This is a genomic window from Stieleria sp. JC731, assembly GCF_020966635.1.
In the GTDB taxonomy this organism is placed as follows: Bacteria; Planctomycetota; Planctomycetia; order Pirellulales; family Pirellulaceae; genus Stieleria.
Genome location: NZ_JAJKFQ010000005.1, coordinates 1,356,409 through 1,374,877, shown reverse-complemented (window position 1 = coordinate 1,374,877; position 18,469 = coordinate 1,356,409). Strand labels below are relative to the sequence as shown.

Annotated in this window: 14 protein-coding genes; 8 read left to right on the top strand and 6 right to left on the bottom strand. The window is 53.6% G+C overall.

Translation table 11 applies throughout. The annotated features are described in order from the left end of the window. Positions 1-80: 80 nt before the first annotated feature. From LOC67_RS15890 to LOC67_RS15870, 5 genes are all read right to left on the bottom strand, one after another. Entirely contained in the window at positions 81-830 is a 750-nt protein-coding gene (locus LOC67_RS15890; protein ID WP_230263597.1) for a class I SAM-dependent methyltransferase, read from the bottom strand. Beyond that, positions 820-1,308: a GNAT family N-acetyltransferase gene (locus LOC67_RS15885; RefSeq protein ID WP_230263596.1), complete on the bottom strand. Its 489-nt coding sequence runs from the start codon at positions 1,306-1,308 to the stop codon at positions 820-822. Before LOC67_RS15885 ends, LOC67_RS15890 begins: the two co-directional genes overlap by 11 nt. A gap of 135 nt (positions 1,309-1,443) precedes the next feature. Next, positions 1,444-2,430 (bottom strand): hypothetical protein, encoded by a 987-nt coding sequence (locus tag LOC67_RS15880; RefSeq protein WP_230263595.1) that lies wholly within the window; start codon positions 2,428-2,430, stop codon positions 1,444-1,446. Further along, entirely contained in the window at positions 2,427-3,374 is a 948-nt protein-coding gene (locus LOC67_RS15875; RefSeq protein ID WP_230263594.1) for a hypothetical protein, read from the bottom strand. Before LOC67_RS15875 ends, LOC67_RS15880 begins: the two co-directional genes overlap by 4 nt. Before the next feature lie 26 nt (positions 3,375-3,400). Then, positions 3,401-4,141, bottom strand: a complete 741-nt coding sequence (locus tag LOC67_RS15870) for a WbqC family protein (RefSeq protein WP_230263593.1) — start codon at positions 4,139-4,141, stop codon at positions 3,401-3,403. 691 nt (positions 4,142-4,832) lie between these two features. On the opposite strand from LOC67_RS15870, the gene LOC67_RS15865 reads away from it, so the two are divergent. The 5 genes from LOC67_RS15865 (at position 4,833) to LOC67_RS15845 (ending at position 13,256) form a co-directional block, all read left to right on the top strand. Beyond that, positions 4,833-6,695, top strand: a complete 1,863-nt coding sequence (locus LOC67_RS15865; RefSeq protein ID WP_230263592.1) for an AMP-binding protein — start codon at positions 4,833-4,835, stop codon at positions 6,693-6,695. After that, complete coding sequence (locus tag LOC67_RS15860) at positions 6,688-7,992, top strand: thiolase family protein (RefSeq protein WP_230263591.1); 1,305 nt, start codon at positions 6,688-6,690, stop codon at positions 7,990-7,992. The genes LOC67_RS15865 and LOC67_RS15860 overlap by 8 nt, the downstream gene beginning before the upstream one ends. A gap of 3 nt (positions 7,993-7,995) precedes the next feature. After that, positions 7,996-10,179, top strand: a complete 2,184-nt coding sequence (locus LOC67_RS15855; protein ID WP_230263590.1) for a 3-hydroxyacyl-CoA dehydrogenase NAD-binding domain-containing protein — start codon at positions 7,996-7,998, stop codon at positions 10,177-10,179. Next, positions 10,169-12,187 (top strand): acyl-CoA dehydrogenase family protein, encoded by a 2,019-nt coding sequence (locus LOC67_RS15850; protein WP_230263589.1) that lies wholly within the window; start codon positions 10,169-10,171, stop codon positions 12,185-12,187. Before LOC67_RS15855 ends, LOC67_RS15850 begins: the two co-directional genes overlap by 11 nt. Positions 12,188-12,278: 91 nt before the next feature. Next, on the top strand, positions 12,279-13,256 hold the full coding sequence (locus LOC67_RS15845) for a patatin-like phospholipase family protein (RefSeq protein WP_230263588.1): 978 nt from the start codon (positions 12,279-12,281) through the stop codon (positions 13,254-13,256). A 62-nt stretch (positions 13,257-13,318) separates the two neighbouring features. Here LOC67_RS15845 and bcp read toward each other — a convergent pair whose 3' ends face one another. Continuing rightward, the gene (gene bcp, locus LOC67_RS15840; protein ID WP_230263587.1) at positions 13,319-13,798 is read right to left on the bottom strand and encodes a thioredoxin-dependent thiol peroxidase; all 480 of its coding nucleotides are present in this window, start codon (positions 13,796-13,798) and stop codon (positions 13,319-13,321) included. A 385-nt stretch (positions 13,799-14,183) separates the two neighbouring features. Between bcp and LOC67_RS15835 the strand changes: the two genes are divergently transcribed. The 3 genes from LOC67_RS15835 to LOC67_RS15825 all read left to right on the top strand — a co-directional run bounded on the left by LOC67_RS15835 (position 14,184) and on the right by LOC67_RS15825 (position 18,202). Further along, on the top strand, positions 14,184-15,755 hold the full coding sequence (locus tag LOC67_RS15835; RefSeq protein WP_230263586.1) for an arylsulfatase: 1,572 nt from the start codon (positions 14,184-14,186) through the stop codon (positions 15,753-15,755). 288 nt (positions 15,756-16,043) lie between these two features. Then, positions 16,044-17,048 carry a hypothetical protein gene (locus LOC67_RS15830; protein WP_230263585.1) on the top strand — a complete coding sequence of 335 codons (1,005 nt, stop codon included), beginning with the start codon at positions 16,044-16,046 and terminating at the stop codon, positions 17,046-17,048. A 56-nt stretch (positions 17,049-17,104) separates the two neighbouring features. Further along, positions 17,105-18,202: a glycosyltransferase family 4 protein gene (locus tag LOC67_RS15825; protein WP_230263584.1), complete on the top strand. Its 1,098-nt coding sequence runs from the start codon at positions 17,105-17,107 to the stop codon at positions 18,200-18,202. Positions 18,203-18,469: the final 267 nt, after the last annotated feature.

The window sequence follows — 18,469 nt, the reverse complement described above, 5'->3', positions numbered from 1 at the left end:
TGGGCGTTAGCCCCGGTTATTGCACTGAAACCGTGGCTAACGCCATGCGGCTGATCCTAAAATCGAGTTGGAACGAAGCACTAGCCTTTTTCGCAAACAAGAAAGATGCTTGCACACAGATCCGGATAGATTTGCCCGAGCTGATAGCACCCTTCCAAATACTCATCCGAAATGATGTCCGTCGCCAACAGGCGATCCCATTGGAAATTTGCGAGTGCCTTGAAGAAGATGCCTGTTCGATAAACAACGTTCAGCCCGGCGGCACGGGCATCACGTTCAAGGGTGTCAAGTGAGTACGTAATCCGATGACCATGTTTGCTCTCACCCTCCGTCACTGCGGCGTGATGTGAAATCAGCCCCATTTTGACTGCGATCTGTCGGGACGGAGCGTTTGCGTTGGGGCAAACCAGCATCAACCTCCCGTTAGGACTCAGCCATTCTTCGTTGATTCGGCGTAGCACCAGGACCGGGTCATCGAGATGTTCCAGTACGTGTGTCAGCACGACGTTGTCGTAAGTACTGTTCAGCTGGACGTCTTCGAAAGTCGCTTGCACACATTGGACGCGATCTCCCAGCGAAGCTTCAAGTTGTTCCACAGCGGCACCGGATGCTTCGACACATGTGATCTGTTCAAACTGCTGCAGTAACCGCTTTGTAAAGTCGCCGTTGTAGCTACCTAGTTCTAAACAACTTCCCGATTTCCAAAACGCTTGAAACGAGCGCATCATGAAACGATGCATCACATCGAGGTCAAAGTTATAAGCGTATTTACGATCCTGGTTGTCCTGCAACTCTGCGTCGTAGTCTCGACGTTGTGAATCAGACTTCATCGGATACTCCTATCTCCAATCGCATATTCAGTTCAGTCCCTTCCGTCGCGGCGATACAAAATCCCAACTTACCATAGAGCGACACTGCTGCGTCGTTATCACGATTGACCTTCAGTTCCAGCAACAGAACGCGGTGATCCTTTGAAAATTGAATCGTTTGCTGTACTAGATTGGTTGCAATCCCGCGGCCACCGAACTGTCGCAGCACGCTCACGTTGGAAATGAACCCGACGTCATCGTGCTCAGGTTGGGGTGTCTCTGAATTCGCATCCGACTTCGAAAAATATGCGGCGACCAACCCCACAAGTTCACCTTCATGCCACGCTTCGAATCGTGTCGCATTACAGTGAAGCTTCTTCGCATAGTCAGCTACATTGACCCGATCGGCCAGAGCGGGAATAAACTGATCGGAGCAGCATTCTAGATGCCCCACCAAGTCGCTCGCAGAAGATTGATCGCGTGTATATCGAATGGTCATTTCGCTAGTCACCACATCGGACTCGAAGGCGATCCGTTGATGAATAACCTGTTTGTGAACATTGTCGATCGAATGGTCAAACCGATGAAGACGAAAGTGGCAGTGCTTGCCGAGCTGTTGTTTTTCCGATCTGTCTCACCCAAAGGCGTCTGACTCGGCAACAGCGACTCCAAATCCTTCTCTTCCGAATTTGTTGCCGTTGTACAAAAGGAACAACTTTTCGTTGACGCTGAAAACATTGGGGTAGCACATCATTTCACTGTCCCAGTCGTCTTTCAAATCAGATCGCTCGATCCCGACCATTTGATCATCACGAACCCATGTGCGTAAATTGTCGGAATACGCATATCCCAATCGATAGGCCCGCTTCGGGTTGGTTCGAAAGTCATTGGCATATCGAAAGCAGAAATACATGTGATAGCGTCCTTGGTGCTCAATCACCGTTGGCAATGCCTGACACTCGTCGCTGCCGATTTGATCGGCGATCAGTTGTTCGCCGCCTGTTTTGTCCCAATCGATTCCGTTGTCCGAAATAGCGTGTGCAATTTTGTAGATTCGTTGGGCATCGGGCGAGTCATCGTATTGTTTCCAAGGCAATCCGTAGATGTACCACATGTGAAACCGACCTTCATAAAACCTGACAAAGCCGTCGCCGACCAAGCATGGCTCGTGCAAAGTCGCCGACAAAACCGGACCATCGCCGATGCGTCGAAAGCTCTTTCCGTTGTCATCGCTGATCGCTAGCCCAATTCCAGTTTCAACGCTGACCGCGCTGCGACGACTCCACCCACAGGTATAACCATAGATTTGATCGCTGACGCGAAGTGGACTGATCGGAAAGATCCCGTGCTCATCGAAGCAACCAAGGCCTCCGAGCGGCAAAACCGGATGGTCGCAAACGTCGATTAGCTCACGGAGCTCCGTATCAAAATCGGCATAACAAACATGGCTAAAGAATTTCCCTGTCGTGTCGTCTACAGACCGAGTGGAAAAAAAGATTCGAACACGATCATCCATCACCAAGGCTTGTGGCGACTGAGCAAAATCGCGACAACCAAATGGCAACGAGTGCTCTTGTGGTCGAAAAATGATTCCTCGCTTGATCCACCGCGGCGGCTTCATAGCTCGCCCTCCAGCTTCGCAACTCCGAATCCGTGGCGGCCTACCTGATTGCCAAGATAGAACATGTAAGTGGTTCCATCGATCTTCGCCAGGTGCGGGTAGCTAACCATTTCCGAATCCCATCCGGATTCAGAAACCGCAATGCCGGCTCGCTCGTCATCGCGAATCCAATCGAGCGCATTTTCGGAAAACGCATATCCGATGCGATATCCGCCTTCTTTGCCACGATAGTTCCGACTGCGGCGATAACAGAAGAACATGTGATATCGTCCATCGGAATAGAGTACGTCCGGACTTGCCTGAGCCTCGTCGGACTCGATCCTGCTTTCGATTAGGTCTCTACCGACTTTCGACCAATTCAAACCGTCATCTGAAGTTGCTAAGCGAATCTTGTAGACCGGCTCGGGGCGTCCGTCGTCGAGAATCCATTTTCGACCCGCAATGTAGTACAGGAACCATCGCCCCATGAACCTTCGTATTTTCGGGCCGCTGATGACAAAGGGTTCATCGAGCGAGTACGGTATCACCGGACCAGGTCCAAGCTTGACGAATGACTCGCCCCTACTGTCGCTTTCGGCGACCCCGATCGCTGTGTTAAACGGAACCGACTCACAGCGAGTCCAACCGGCATAATATGCCCGGTAACCACCTTCGTGAGCGATTACTGACATAGGGTAGGTGCCGAATTGATCGAAGGTTCCCAATTCTCCCAAAGGCAGGATCGGTCCGTCACAAACGCGAAGGACTTTCGTCACGTCAGCTCGGTCAACATCCAGATACGCGCAGTGGCTTTTGTATTGGCCCTGATGATCGGGTTTGGGCCGACAAGAGAAATAGATGCGAACAAAGTCATCGAACAAAACGCTCGACGGTGCCTGTGCAAACTCATCGATCCATCCGGCCGAAGGCAAGCGACAAGTCGTCGGATCAAAAACGATTCCCAATTTGTTCCACCGATAGGCCCGATCCATTAAACCGATACCACGTCGTTCGAATTCTTTTCGCCGCAGACCAAGTCATAACCATCGGCAATGTAACTGCGGACTCGATCAAGACTGTTGAACATCAGGACATCCAATATTGACAGCCAAGCTTGGAACGGCTGTCCAAATTGGCTGTACTGTAGATCTTCCGATCGGATAAACCGTAAATCCATCCCGTGCTGTCGGAATGTCTCACTGGCGTACAAAGTCTGTCCGCCAATCGCATTGATGTAAGTAGTCGCATCCAATGCACGGCAAATTGCGATCACCTTGTCCTGGCTTCGTAGCTGATGATCGATAGCGATCTCTGACGACCGAATCAATTCAGTTTTCAAATCAAGGTGCTCGACCAGCAGCAGCAGCGAGTCGAAGATGAAATCGAAAAGATTGGTCTTCCGGTTCATGACGGCCTTTTCGAAAAGCAAAATAGTTGAATCGTAATTCGGTGCCTTTCGATAAGCCTGTCCGACCCTTCGAACCAACTTCAACCGATCAAAGTTGTCCGCAACGAAGCGTTGATTGATATGCAGCTCATCGGAACCTTTTTGAAGCGGGATCGTGAACGTCACATCACGACCGCCTTCTAGATAGCGATTGCGATTGATCCAGCCCTTCTTGGTGTATTTCAAATTGTCGTACACGACGAAGGCATCGACCGCGCTGATCAATTGATAGTAGCCGACGTATGGAAAGAAATACGGCTGCATGATGCCGATTCGCTTGCCCATTGTTGTCTCGCCTTAAAACCTGCTACGGTGTCGTTCGCGGCCGCCGCTACATCCCTATTCCGATCGCGATTGAGAAAAGTACGACTCTGTTTGACGATCGAAGCCGGCGTTTTCGCACCTATCGACCGCAGGCCAAAGCGGCTTTAGCTAGATACAGATGCCCCGCGTGTTGCGTCTGTGTTGAGGGGGAACGGACGTCTTGATGAGACAAAAGCAGCTCTCCTGCGGTATCGATCATAGGCAATCCAGGGAAATCAAACTCAGTGGCGGCAGACCCCCTAAGGTGGAACGATCTCCCCTCAGATCTTTTTAAGGTGATTTTCACTTGCCTTCCAGGCTGTTAACGGTATGATTGAGTGCAATCGAATGGCGAGGGTTTCGGCTCGGTAATTCTCGCCATGACATCGCATGGTCGCAGCTTTGAAATCGCTGCCGTGCACCCGATCATGGTGCATGTCCTTCTCTACCCAGAAGTCTTTCGTTCCGATTTGCCGGACCACGGTACCGCTAGGAGCGGGCGAAACGAAACTCTCATCTTCGAGCCTAAACGGTTCAACGAACACTCACGCTACGGACTTCGTCTTTGGCGCTGATTCGCTGAACGATGCATGGAGCGGTCGTCTCGGCCTCTCGGTCGATACCGCGCGATTTCGTCCACGGACGGCATTCGTTTTCTGCTCGGAGACCTTCAATGGTACAGCCAGCTGAAAACCAACCTTCGCGTCGCGAGAGCCCTCGTTGGTGGCGGTTTGCCAGACAATCAGGCAGCGAACCCAAGGTTGACTCGGTTCGTGGAACGTTCTCTTTGGCAGAGCAACGTTGCTTCGGAGATATCTGCCCGGTCAAGTTTGGCGTCGCTACTGGACTGAATGATTACCGTGGCTTGCCGGCATTTGGTCTGCTGCAGCATGCGGCCGAACAATTACCCAGGCGTGATGCGATCATTTACGGCGATGATCGCTGGACCTATCAAGACTTAAACGCGGATGCGATTCGTGCCGCGGCGATGGTTCAGCGGCTGGGAGTACGACCGGGCGACCGGGTCGGGCTTTTGCTACCCAACGTTCCCGAATACATCATCAGCGCGAACGCAGTCTGGCGTGCCGGAGGTATCGTCTTGGCCATCAGTCCATTGATGGTCGCCAGCGAAGTCCAATCGCTGTTGGAACGTACCAAATGCAAGCACGTCATTTGTCTTGACGTGCTCTCACACTTGCTTGCCGACGGCGACACCAAGGAAACGGCCAACCGGACGACCCTGTTGGTTTCCATTCGCAAGCACCTGCCAGCGCATCAACAGCTGGGTTATTTGCTAAAACGCGGCTATCAGTGGATGCGGCAACGCCCCACCGGTCCTGGCAGTCGCGTCGGTTGGTTCTGGGAAGAGATCAACCAAGTCGATCGCAGCTGGCAACCGATCACGATCGACCCGGCTTATGACCCCGCGTACATTCTGCCCACGGGTGGAACAACCGGTCGCCCCAAAGCTGTCACGCTAAGCCACCAGAATATGGTCGCCAACGCCTGGCAACAGTACACATGGACGGATCAATCGTTTGGGCGTGAGACGATGCTTGGCGTATTGCCTTTCTTTCACAGCTATGGCATGTCAGCCACGGTGATGGGTGGCGCAGCGATGGGTGCCACGCTTGTACTGCATCACCGTTTTCAAACGGTGAAGACGATCCAGTTGATCGAGCAACACCGTCCGACTGTCTTTCATGCGGTTCCGGCGATGCTGCACGCGATCAACGAAAGGCTTCGCAAGTTCCCCAGCGATCGGCTCGATTCGATCCGATGGGTCATTTCTGGCGGTGCCCCTCTGGATTGCGAGATCGCTCAAGAATTCACGGAGCACTGCCAGAAGGATGATGCCGTAAACGGGCCAACCGTGGTCGAAGGTTACGGACTTAGCGAGGCCTCACCGGTCACACATGTTGGACACTTGTTCGAACCGGCACGCTATGGACGAATCGGGCTTCCACTTCCCGAGACAGAATGCCAAATCGTTTCCGATGACAACGAACCGCTGGACGACGGCATGATTGGCGAACTGTGTGTTCGCGGGCCCCAAGTGATGCTCGGATATTGGAATGACCCGGAAGGAACCAACCAAGCGATTCAGTTCGGTTGGTTGCATACGGGCGATTTGGCGATTCGCCATCCGGACGGCTACTTCGAAATCGTCGGTCGAAAAAAGGATCTGATCATCACATCTGGCTACAACGTCTACCCCGCCGAAGTCGAGGAGGTGTTGTGCGAGTATCCAGGCATCAAAGAAGCCGCGGTTGTTGGCATTCCTGACATTCGGCGAGGCGAAATCGTTCACGCGATCGTTGTGACCGACAGCGGTTCCCCACCTGACTTCGACCAGTTGGATCAATATTGCCGCGACAAACTTTCGGCACATAAGCGACCACGACGCATCTCACATCGCAAGCAACCGCTTCCGCGTAATTTCCTTGGCAAGATCATTCGCCGACAACTCCGTTGGCAACCTGACGAAGCCAATCAACAGGGTGAATTTTTTGAAGGAGGTGACGACCATGAATAGCCAAATGCCGCTTGCCATCATCGAAGGCGTCCGCACACCGATGGCCAAAGCGTTTACCTCACTCGCAAGTGTCTCGGCGGTCGACTTGGGAACCCACGTTGTGAGTGCAACCCTGAAACGGGCTTCACAAAAGTCAGACGACTTCAATCATCGATCCGTCGATGAAGTCATCATCGGCAACGTGTCCGGACCACCCGATGCGGCCAACATCGGACGAGTGATCGCGCTTTCGGCTGGGATACCTAAAGACAAGATCGCTCATACGGTCAATCGCAACTGCGCCTCGGGCATGGAGTCGGTCATCAGCGCGTGGCAGTCTATTTTATTGGGACGATCAAACTACGTCATTGCTGGCGGTAGCGAATCGATGTCGCAGATACCGCTGTTGGTTCCGCCGGAAGCCGCGAAACTGTGGATGCGGTTGGCAAAGTGTAAAACCACGCTGGATCGTTTGAAGGTACTCAGTCAGTTCCGCCCCAAACACTTCAAACCTGTCGTCGGAGTCCAACTGGGATTAACCGATCCGGTCAGTCGAATGAATATGGGCGAAACGGCGGAACTGCTCGCTCGCGAATTTTCGATCACTCGACAAGAACAAGACGAGTTCGCACTTCGCAGCCATCAACGTGCGTCAGCAGCTCGCAAAGAATGTTTTCTTTCCGGCGAAATTGCACCGTATCCTCTCGGTTCATCGACATTCGAAAAGGACAACGGTCCGCGTGACGAACAGTCGCTCGAACAGCTCGGAAAGCTAAAACCGTTCTTCGACAAATCGGGCACCGTAACGGCGGGAAACAGTTGTCCATTGACCGATGGTGCGGCGGCAATGTTGGTCACCGACTTGGAAACGTCGCTACGTTTTGATCAACCGCTCGGATACGTCACCGCATACAGCATTGCCGGTTGCGATCCGCACCGGATGGGGCTTGGACCTGTTTATGCGACAGCCAAGCTGCTTCGAAAAACCGGGCTTCAGCTATCCGATTTTGACTTGGTCGAGATCAACGAAGCGTTTGCCGCTCAAGTTCTGGCATGTCAAAAAGCGTCTGAGTCGAAAGAGTTTGCGCAAAAAGAACTTGGGAGAAGTCAGCCCCTCGGGATCTTTGCTGACGAAAAGCTGAACTATCACGGAGGGGCGATCGCATTGGGGCACCCGGTCGGGATGACAGGGACCCGTTTAATCCTGACGCTGTTGCGTTCGCTTCGAAAGCTTGGCGGCCGCCGAGGCTTGGCAACGCTTTGCGTGGGAGGTGGACAAGGTGTCGCGATGATTGTTGAAACTGAACTCGAGGGCTGATCCATGAACAAACCAACGTACGAAACCTTGTCTGTCAATTGCGATGATGCCGGTGTCGTTCGGATCGTCATCGATGTTCGCGGACGTCCGATTAATATCATCAACGCCGATGTGATGCGAGACCTTGACGCGGCGATCACAGAAATCGAACAACGCGACGACATCAAGCTGGTCGTCTTTAAGAGCGGAAAAGAAAGTGGTTTCTTTGCCGGTGCCGACGTGTCCGTGATCGAAAGCATTTTGAACAAAGGCGACGCGGAACAGTTGCTGCTGACCGGTCAAAGACTTTTTGCACGGATCGAGAATCTGCCCGTGCCGACGCTGACAGAGATCCATGGTCCCTGTTTGGGAGGCGGATTAGAGCTCGCGCTCGCATGTGACTACCGAATCGCCCGCGACAACAGCAGTACCAAAATCGGCTTGCCAGAAATCAAGCTCGGATTGATTCCGGGCTGGGGCGGAACACAGCGTTTACCACGCTGCGTCGGTTTAAAAAACGCTTTGAAGATGATCCTCAAAGGCCTCCACTTGTCCGCTCGTGAAGCCGCTTCGATCGGATTGGTCGACAAAGCCGTCGAGCCTGACCAATGGCGTGATGAATTGATCGCGACGATTGCGCAGTTGACGACCGGAAACAAAGTAGGCGGAACTACGGCGATTCGCAGGACGGTCACCAATCGATTGCAAGGAAACGAGTTCGTCCGCAAGCAGATAATTGCGGTGACCGAACAATCTATTGCGAAACAGGCTGAGCATTTCCCTGCACTGCAGTCGGCAATCCGGGCCATTTCGGAATCCTATCGAACGGATCAACGTGGGTACGAAACCGAACGTGCCGAATTTAAGAAACTGCTATTCACGCCGACGTGCCGCAACCTGTTGCGACTGTTCTTTTCAAGAGAACGTGCGCGGCATCTGAAGACCTGGGCCCCGAACCATTCTGTTGCCATCCACCAAGAACCGATTCGCAGCATCGGCGTCATCGGTGGCGGTGTGATGGGTGCCGGCATTGCACACAATGCGGCGATGCGTGGTTTCCCCTCGGTCATCAAAGAAGTCAATTCTCGTACGGTCGAGGCGGCAAATTCGCGAGTCGATTCGCTTGTTAAAAGCTATGCAAAACACAAACAGTTAGATCCGCTGCAAACGGAAAAACTGCGTTCGTCGATCATGGTCAGCGAGAACATTGCTGACACCACAAAAGCCGACTGCGTTATCGAAGCGATCATCGAAAGGATGGAAGTAAAGAAGTCCGTCCTGCGAGAAATCGAAGACAACGTCAGCAACTCCGCCATCATCGCGACGAATACTTCAGCCCTGTCTGTGACCGAAATGGCCACGGTACTTCGACAGCCTTCGCGATTCGCAGGTCTGCACTTTTTCAATCCGGTCGAACGGATGGAATTGGTCGAAGTCGTTCGTGGAAAGGAAACCAGCGATGCGACCATTGCCAAACTGGTTTCGTTTGTAAAAGCACTCGGCAAGACACCGATCGTGACTCAGGATTCCCCGGGATTCTTAGTCAATCGGATCTTGTTCCCTTACCTTGGCGAAGCTGTGTTGATGGTGCAACAAGGTTTCGATGTTAAAACCATTGACGCCGAGATGAAAGCGTTTGGTATGCCGATGGGACCGCTGCGTCTTTTGGACAAAGTTGGCTTGGACGTTGCCCTTCACGTCGCGGGAACACTTTCGGCGACGATGTCCGCTGCAGGAACCGTCTCCGACATCCTAGGGAATCTTGTCGGTCGAGGTGACTTGGGAAGCAAATCGGGAAGCGGATTCTATTTGTACAAGGGAAAACGCGCGATCCCACGATCGGGGCGAAAACTTGTCAGCTACTTCGTTCAACCGCCCGCCTCAATCGACTTCATCGAAGACGGACTCACCGACATACAACGTCGGCTCGCCTATCCGATGCTTCTAGAAGCAACGCGATGTCTTTCCGAACGTGTGGTCGATCAGGAATGGGCGATCGATCTGGCAATGGTGCTTGGGACAGGCTTTGCGCCACAGTTGGGTGGACCGATGCAAGTGATCTCGCAAATCGGGCGCACTCATTTCCAAGCCAACCTTGCCCGCCTTGCCCTACAGCTAGGCGAACGATTCGAGGACATCGACGGCGCGATCAGCGTCGCCGCTGACAATCCACCACTCTTGCGTCAGGGGAATAGCCATGAGTCTTGATTTCGAACCGACATTGAACCCTGCAACAGAAACGTCGCTCCCGGCGACATCACCACCGGAACCGGTCTCGAAAGTGCCCGAGACACGCAAGGCCGGGAAAAAAGGTTCCGACGCCGGCTCAGAATCTTTCGCCGAAGTCGCACTGCGTTTGGGCGGAGCTTCTGCAGACGAAGCCCAACGTACCGGTGTCATCGATACGGCGGATGATCAAGTCGAAGACCTTTTCGCAGAACAATACAAAACGGTCAACAGCCCCGTCCATCGCGCCGTGTGGGACAACGACGTCGATACCAATTTGTTTAATTCGCAAAAGGATCCCGACGACAACGACGTCGTCCGTGTCGTCACGAAGTCCCTGGAAGTCGTCTGCAAAGCCAAAGAGGACGGCACACTTTACAACGACAAAGGCAAATTGAGCACCAAGGTGTTTGGGCAATTGGGCGCCGCCGGATACTGGGGCCTTTTAGTCGGCAAGGAATACGGCGGCAGTGGCGCCAGCATGAGACAGTTCACAAGGATGATCACCAAGATGGCGATGGTTGACCCGACGGTCGCGGGACTCGCGTCAGTCCATGGATGCATCGGAGCTGTTGACCCCGTACGTTCATTCGGTACGGACGAACAGAAACGCCGCTTTCTGCCAGGTCTAGCCGACGGCAGGCGATTGTCTGCTTTCGCGCTAACCGAACCGGGTGCGGGTAGCGACCTGACCGCCCTGAAAACGACGGCTCGCCTTGAAGGCGATCACTATGTCGTCAACGGCGAAAAGCTTTTCATCACAAACTCTGACTTCGGTCGAACGATCGGTCTGGTTTGCAAAATCGATGGAGTTCCCAGCGTCCTCATCGCCGAACTGCCTCAACTGGAAACCGAACATTTTCACTTCAATCGCTATGGCCTTTACGCCTTGCGGCGAGCAGAAAACAACGGTTTGGTATTTAAGAACTTCCGGATTCCAGTCGAAAACCGACTTCATCCGACGCACGGCGATGGGTTAACGATCGCGTATCACGGTTTGAATCTCGGCCGCGTCTCGCTTTGTGCGAATGCCGCAGGGACGATGCGAATGATGATGGCCGAGATGCTGCCCTGGGCGTCGTTTCGATCGACCTATGGACAAGCGATCGACCGTCGCGAATTGGTGCAACGGAGGGTCGGCTATCTGGCAGGCTTGATCGTCGCTGCCGACGCACTTACACAATGGTGTGCCGAGCTTCTAGACGAAGGCTACCGCGGTGAAATGGAATGTATCATTGCCAAAATCTTTGGCAGTGAAGCTCAGAAAGAAGCCGCGATCGAACTGTTCATGAAGACTCATGGTGGGCGATCGTTCCTTCACGGCCATTTATTCGGCGACAACGTTCACGACTTCCTCGCCCCGTGCATCTACGAAGGCGAAGGTGAAATGTTGGCAATGGCGTTCTTCAAATCGCTTGTCAAAGATCACGGGAAAAAGTTCTTTGAACCGATCGGTCGGGCGCTTCATGATTTAGGAGTCAGTGCGCCAAACCTGGCCAACCCGAAACACCTTTGGGCATTGCGTGGTCCGATGACCAGCTACACCCAGTGGTACTCCGGCAAACGTCTGCTTTCATCCCATTGGGAAGACGAAGACGTATTGCGTGACATCGATATGTCGTTGCTTAAACATGTTCGGTTCGCACAACAATATTTGTCCGGCAGTGGAATCCGGATCAGTGATGCGATGCGGAAGTACCAGCTAAAGCTTGCCGACCGCCAATGCCGCATGTCAGCGCTGTCGTCCCAAGTGCAAGATGCGGTCACGGTATTGGTAACCGCGTTGTTCGCATCGCGACAAGACGACAAGGTCACGCGCATTGCTGCCGATGCGATTTGCCGCCATCTAAGAAGACGGATTAACGGAGGCTTGCCGACGGACTCTGATTTTCGGCAATTGACACAATTGGGTAAACAGATCGCCGACGAAGGCTGGAACGAATTGGATGGCACAATGCCTGGCCCAATCATGCAGTCATACCAATCGTAAATCGAAATCCATCAACCTTTCGGCGCAACGTGTGCCTGGAAATCGATTCTGGCATGTTCGCTCGTATCAATGTCCTTGAGGAGGAGCTGCGATGAGTACAGCAAGCTTCGTCAATGCCGGAGCAAAACATGCAAACGTGATTTTGAATCATGACCCAAGCCCCGGTGTTGTCGTTGCGATGGGGGGCGGAGGGGCGCGGGGACTCGCTCATCTCGGGGCCATGGAGGCGATCGGCGGTGCAGGGGTTCGAACCGAGCGCATCGTGGGTGTCAGCATCGGCAGTCTGATGGGTAGCCTTTGTGCGATCGATCTAGACATCAAGCGGGTGCAGGCCAAAGCGATCGAACTGCTGCATTCGCCGATCTTTTCTGGTAAGTGTCGCGGATTGATGGATGACGCCGAAAAGGTCAGCAAACGAAAAGCCGATCAATCGGAATCGTCAACGCCGTTGGATTGGTTTGCGACTTGGTATCGGCGGCTCGAAAAAATGATGCGCCACGGCCATCGTCTTTCGAAAATCATGTCAGGCCCGGCGATGATGTCCAACGCGCTACTCAACGAAGCGATCGAGAGTCTGATTCCCGATATTGATATTCGCGAGACCAACTGTCCACTTAGCATTGTTGCGGCGGATTTAAAAAGTGGACATCGTGTCGTGATCGAATCAGGGTCGCTACGTCGCGCGATCCTCGCATCAATGTCCATTCCGGGGTTCTTTCCACCGATCCAGTGGGACGGAATGCTGCTAACAGATATTGGGGTACTCGATTCGATCCCTGTCTTGGTCGCCCAGTCCTACGGCCTGCCAACGATTGCGATCGACGTCGGCAGCAACCTGCGAAGCGGCGACTCCTTTGGCACCACCGTTGATGTGATGCTACGAATGGAAGAGTTGGGCGAAGCGATCTGCCGGCGGCACGCACTGGCGCTCGCCGATGTTGTGATTCGACCGGACGTGGGTGAGTTTCCCTGGTACGACTTTACGACACCCGAACAACTGATCGACCTTGGACGGAACGCCGGAAAACGATCCGAGGTGTCGTTAAAACAATTCAGTCAAAGCTCTTAGCTGAACTGCATTTCATGTCCAACTTGTCCTGAGATCAACCATCGAATCACTGGACGATACTGCTACTTTTCAGTCAACTCAGTTATCGCCTCGATGACTTTCTGGTCGTGACCGTCAACTTTGACGCGTTTCCAAACCTTGACAACCTTGCCTTCCGCATCCAGCAGGTAGGTACTTCTTTGGATGCCCATGGATATTTTGCCGTACATGTTTTTCTCACGCCACGCTCCGTACTTTTCGAGCATCGCGTGCTTTTCATCGACTAGCAACGGGAACGGCAAAGAATACTTTTCGCGAAACGCGGCATGGCTCTCGGCGGTGTCTGCGCTGACTCCAAAAAGCTGAGCTCCAAGTGCTTTCATCTCGTCGTATCGATCTCGGAACGCGCAAGCCTCTTTCGTACAGCCCGGCGTGTCATCGCGGGGGTAGAAATACAGGACGACGGGGTTGCCTTTAAGATCGCTCAGCTTGACCTTGTTACCCGCGTCATCTTTCAAAGTGAATGCAGGGGCTTTCGTGCCCGGTTCCAACCAATCAGCCATGGGATGTTCCTTTCGATACCGAAATTGCGATTTCAATGCAAAAATATACCGGGCCGGCAATGCTCGCCAAACCCACCCGACTGAAAGAACGGCGATGCCTGACCATGAAGATGCGAATGGCAATTTGTGATTGACCATCGCATCATTTGACGCAGCGCAGTGCCCCACCAGTTAGAACCATGCCGCGATAGCTCTCGACGTTTCACGCAGGTCCGATGGTTAGCAGCAGCAGGAAATTTGACATCGGCATTCACACAGTAGAAACTTCCCTCTGTAGGAACCGACTTTACGAGTCCAGCTACTCCGCACTCAGTATCCGGCAGCGATCGGGGTTTACTGTCTGGGCGTTTCCCAAAAAGCTATTAGCCATCAAGCGCAGGCCAACATGATTCAGCAACTCGGTCTCTTTGCTAAACAAGTCATCTCGATCGGAAGCTGTAGGAACCTTCGCAGCAATCGGGGTTTGATCGGTGGTTTGCTCTGTATCACGAGCATCCTTGTATCAGCCAATCACACGATCGCTGCGCCTCCAAACATCGTATTTATTCTCGCCGATGACTTGGGCTATGGTGAACTCGGCTGCTACGGACAGGAGAAAATCAAAACTCCGAACCTCGATCGCTTGGCAAGTGAGGGTGTTCGATTTTTAGATCACTACACCGGAGCGCCAGTCTGTGCCCCGGCACGCTGCACACTGATGACCGGCCAACACTTGGGCCATGCCGAAATCCGCAGCAATCGAGATTCAGGAAATGGTCGAGTCTTTCCTGGGCAGTTTCCGATCACCGCCGATATCGTCACCATCGCCGAAGTCCTCAAAGGCTCGGGCTATAAAACAGGTGCGTTTGGCAAGTGGGGGCTGGGACCATCGAACACCGAAGGTTCTCCGATCAAACAGGGTTTCGATCGTTTCTATGGATACAACGGACAACGAAACGCGCACAGTTACTATCCGCTGTTCCTTGATAGTGACGAACGTGAAGTACGAATCAACAAATACCCGATCCCAGGACACGATTCAAAACCCGAGGGGCCTGTCAGCGCTGACGACTATCGCTCTGCCAACTATGCGCCGGACCTTATTTTGCAACAAGCATTGAAGTTCCTCGATCAAAACAAAGACGCACCGTTCTTTCTGTACTTGCCATTCGTTGAACCACACGTGTCGATGCAACCGCCGCAAGAATGGATCGACCAATACCCTGAATCTTGGGACGAAGAAAACGGTGTTTACCGAGGTGACAACGGATACCTTCCTCACCCCAGACCACGTGCCGCCTATGCCGCAATGATCTCCGATCTTGACGAGCACGTCGGAAAAGTCCTCGACCGACTTGAGAAACATGCGTTGGTTAACAACACGATCGTGATCTTTACATCGGACAATGGACCGACTCACGGCGGACGAAATCCAAAGTTTCATATCGGTGGTGCGGCATGCACCTTTTTCAATTCCAATGGTGGCTTAAAGGGCTTCAAGGGTAGCGCTGACGAAGGAGGCATCCGGATCCCCTGTATTGTTCGCTGGCCGGGTTACGTTCACCCAGGCACGACCAACAGTTTCCCGAGTTACTTCCCGGATTGGTTCCCCACATTAGCCGAAGTCGCGGGCGCTGCTTTGCCGACAGCGCAGACCCTTGATGGAATCAGTCTTGTTAGCCTTCTTGAAGGCCAGCCAACCGAGCGGGCGAAACCTTTGATTTGGAATTTCAATGGCTATGGCGGAATCGTCGCGGTACGAGATGGCAAATGGAAAGCAATTCGCCGAAACGTGCTGCGTAAAAATCCGGGCGAGTGGGAACTGTATGACCTAGAAACGGATGTCACCGAGTCGAATAATTTGGCTGAGAAGCATCCTGAAATTGTTCATCGGCTCGAACAAGCGTTTCTGAATGATCGAACGATCGAACCCGACTTCCCGATGCCTCTGTTTGACAAGCAGACCGAGAAACTTTAGCCAAGCTCCGAGTTGGCCGGCCAGATACCGAACCTCCGGCGCCAAATCATTGGGTTCACGCAAACCAATCCGCCCCCTCCGCAAACGCCGGATGGTCGGCCCCAAGATGGACTCGGATAACGAATAGAACGGTTATAAGTGCGAGCAACCGACCAGTCGCGGCGATTCTGTGCCCCGGCAATTCATCTGTTCTTTCGTGGGCTTACGCTACAATGGTAGATGGCCGGCGGACCGTTACTTGTTTCAAGTTACGCCTTCGGTCTTGGCAGCTCAGACTGAGCATGTCCGGTGAAATACAACTCAGGTGTTGCGATGTCCTCCATCATCAAACTTCTGCGAAACGGCTCGCTACGACTTTTCGTCGTGATCGCGTTCCTCTCGCTTTTGGGACCTTCGAATGCGGAAGCGCAACGTTTCCGTCGTGGCTATGGTGCACCGATTGTCGCGCCAGTCATCCCCGGCAGGTATCTCGCCCCCGCCCCACCAATACCTTCGGCCCCCAGTGGTGTCCGGATACAGACACCGTTCTTTTCATTGAACGTGGCACCAAGTTCATCGATGCCACCTCGATACTCGTACGGATATAGCTACCAATCGTATCGCCCTGCCTATCGATACGGCTACGAATACGAACACGTCCCACCATCGTACGCACCGGCATACCGAACTCCCGACTACCGAGTCCCCGATTATGGTGACTACCCTCCGGTGAACACCCCGTATTACGGTTCATCAGAAGTCCCACTTGGCTCCATCACACCGGTCCCGGGCGAGCGACTGCTGGAAGATTCCGCTGACGTCGCGTCACGCTTTCCACAGCCGAATCAACCTGCTCAGCTTGACAGCCTTCGCCTTTCGTCTTCGACGTTGCTTTCGAAGCTGGCCTCCCTTGGGGAGCAGGGCCAAATCTGGATCGACTATCTAAAGCTTGATCACATCATCAGCGCGACGAACACCGGTAACATCACTCGTGAACTCGTTGAAGCGGTCGATCGGTTTGAAGGTGTGACCCAAAATCCTGATCTTCGATGGCTACGTTCGACAGCCGGATTTGATGCGACCTATCGCTTGCTAAACCAGTGGGTCGCATATGAACCGGTCGATTCCGACGAAACGTTCACCGCACCGATACCCAGTGGGGATGTGACGACTTCACCTGAAACCGCTCGGGCGAACTTCGATGTCGTTCCACCAGAACCCAAACCGCCTACGACCGAGCAGCAGTTTCCGCAGGTTGGTGAAGAGCTATTACCGGAACCGATTCCGACTCCCGCAGGCGCCGAACCGATCTAAGCACTCGCTCGACCTGTCGTTTTTCTGGTTAAGTTATTCACGCCCAACGACATTCGTTGAACAGATCACTCAAGGTCGCATGCTTCATCCACTCGTTATCTGGTGGCGGGGCAGAACGCGTCATGGCCGCACTCGCCGATGATTTGGCATTGCGTGGTCACAAAATCACGTTAGTCACGCTATCTGACGATGGCCCGCAACGGAGGTCGACAAGTCCGTCCGTCAAACGGATGTGCCTGAACGTCAAGTCCAATGCGCGCGGCCCTCTGGCCAAGTGGCGTCAGGTGCTGAAACGTCAGAAAGGTATTGCCACGGCAATCGACTCGATCACCCCTGATGCCGTTCTTTCGTTCTGCGACCGCATGAATATCGATGTGCTGATGGCAAAGCCATTGCATCGCCCGCCGATCGTTGTCTGTGAACGGAGTGATCCCGCGGCTCAGTCGCTCGGCTCGGTGTGGGGGTGGCTTCGAAGCCGCACTTACCGGCGTGCGATTCGTGTTGTCGCGTTGACAGACGCTGCGAAGGCGTTTCTGGCTGCTTTCTCTCAGAACGTGGTTGTCATTCCTTCGGCTGTAAAACAACCTGAAAGCTCGTCCTGTCGCGATGAAGCACAAGCGAACAGACGAATCGTCGGCGCAGGCCGACTAGAGATCGAAAAGGGCTTCGATCGACTGGTCGACGCCTTTGCGATTGCCACCGCCCAGCACCCAGAATGGTCACTGCACATTTACGGCGAAGGCTCACAGCGAGAAACCCTTCAGCGGCAAATCGAATCGCTCGGTCTTTCTGCTCGAGTCGAACTACCGGGATGGGTTCAACCTTTGGGCCCGGCCTTGGCTCAGGCCACCATGTTTTGTTTGTCCAGTCGGTACGAAGGATTCCCGTCTGTGTTGTTGGAAGCGATGGCGATGGCGATTCCAACCATTTCGGTGGACTGCGAAAGTGGGCCACGAGCGATCATTCAAGACAAGCATGACGGATTGCTGATCGAAAACGATGTCACTTCGTTGGCAAACGCCATCAAGCAGCTGATCGAAAATCCAGACCAACGTGAGCAACTGGGGCGTCGCGGCCCCGATGTTCTCGATCGTTTCGGTTGGCAAACGATGGTTGATCGATACGAACAGTTGCTGTTGGATGTCGTCCGCTGAAACGCGAAAAGATGTTTGTGGCATGCACGTTCGGTTTCACCATCGGCCGCATGGCGCCAGCCAGCGGTTCCCACAGCCGTACCTGCCAGAACCGCACGCTAGCGCGTCGCGGCTGATGTCTGTGGCGTGCACGTTCAATCTCACCATCAGCCGCATGGCGCCAGCCAGCGGTTCCCACGGTCGTCTCAACCAAAACTGCACGCTGGCCTGTAGCAGCTGATGTCTGTGGCGTGCACGTTCAATCTCACCATCAGCCGCATGGCGCCA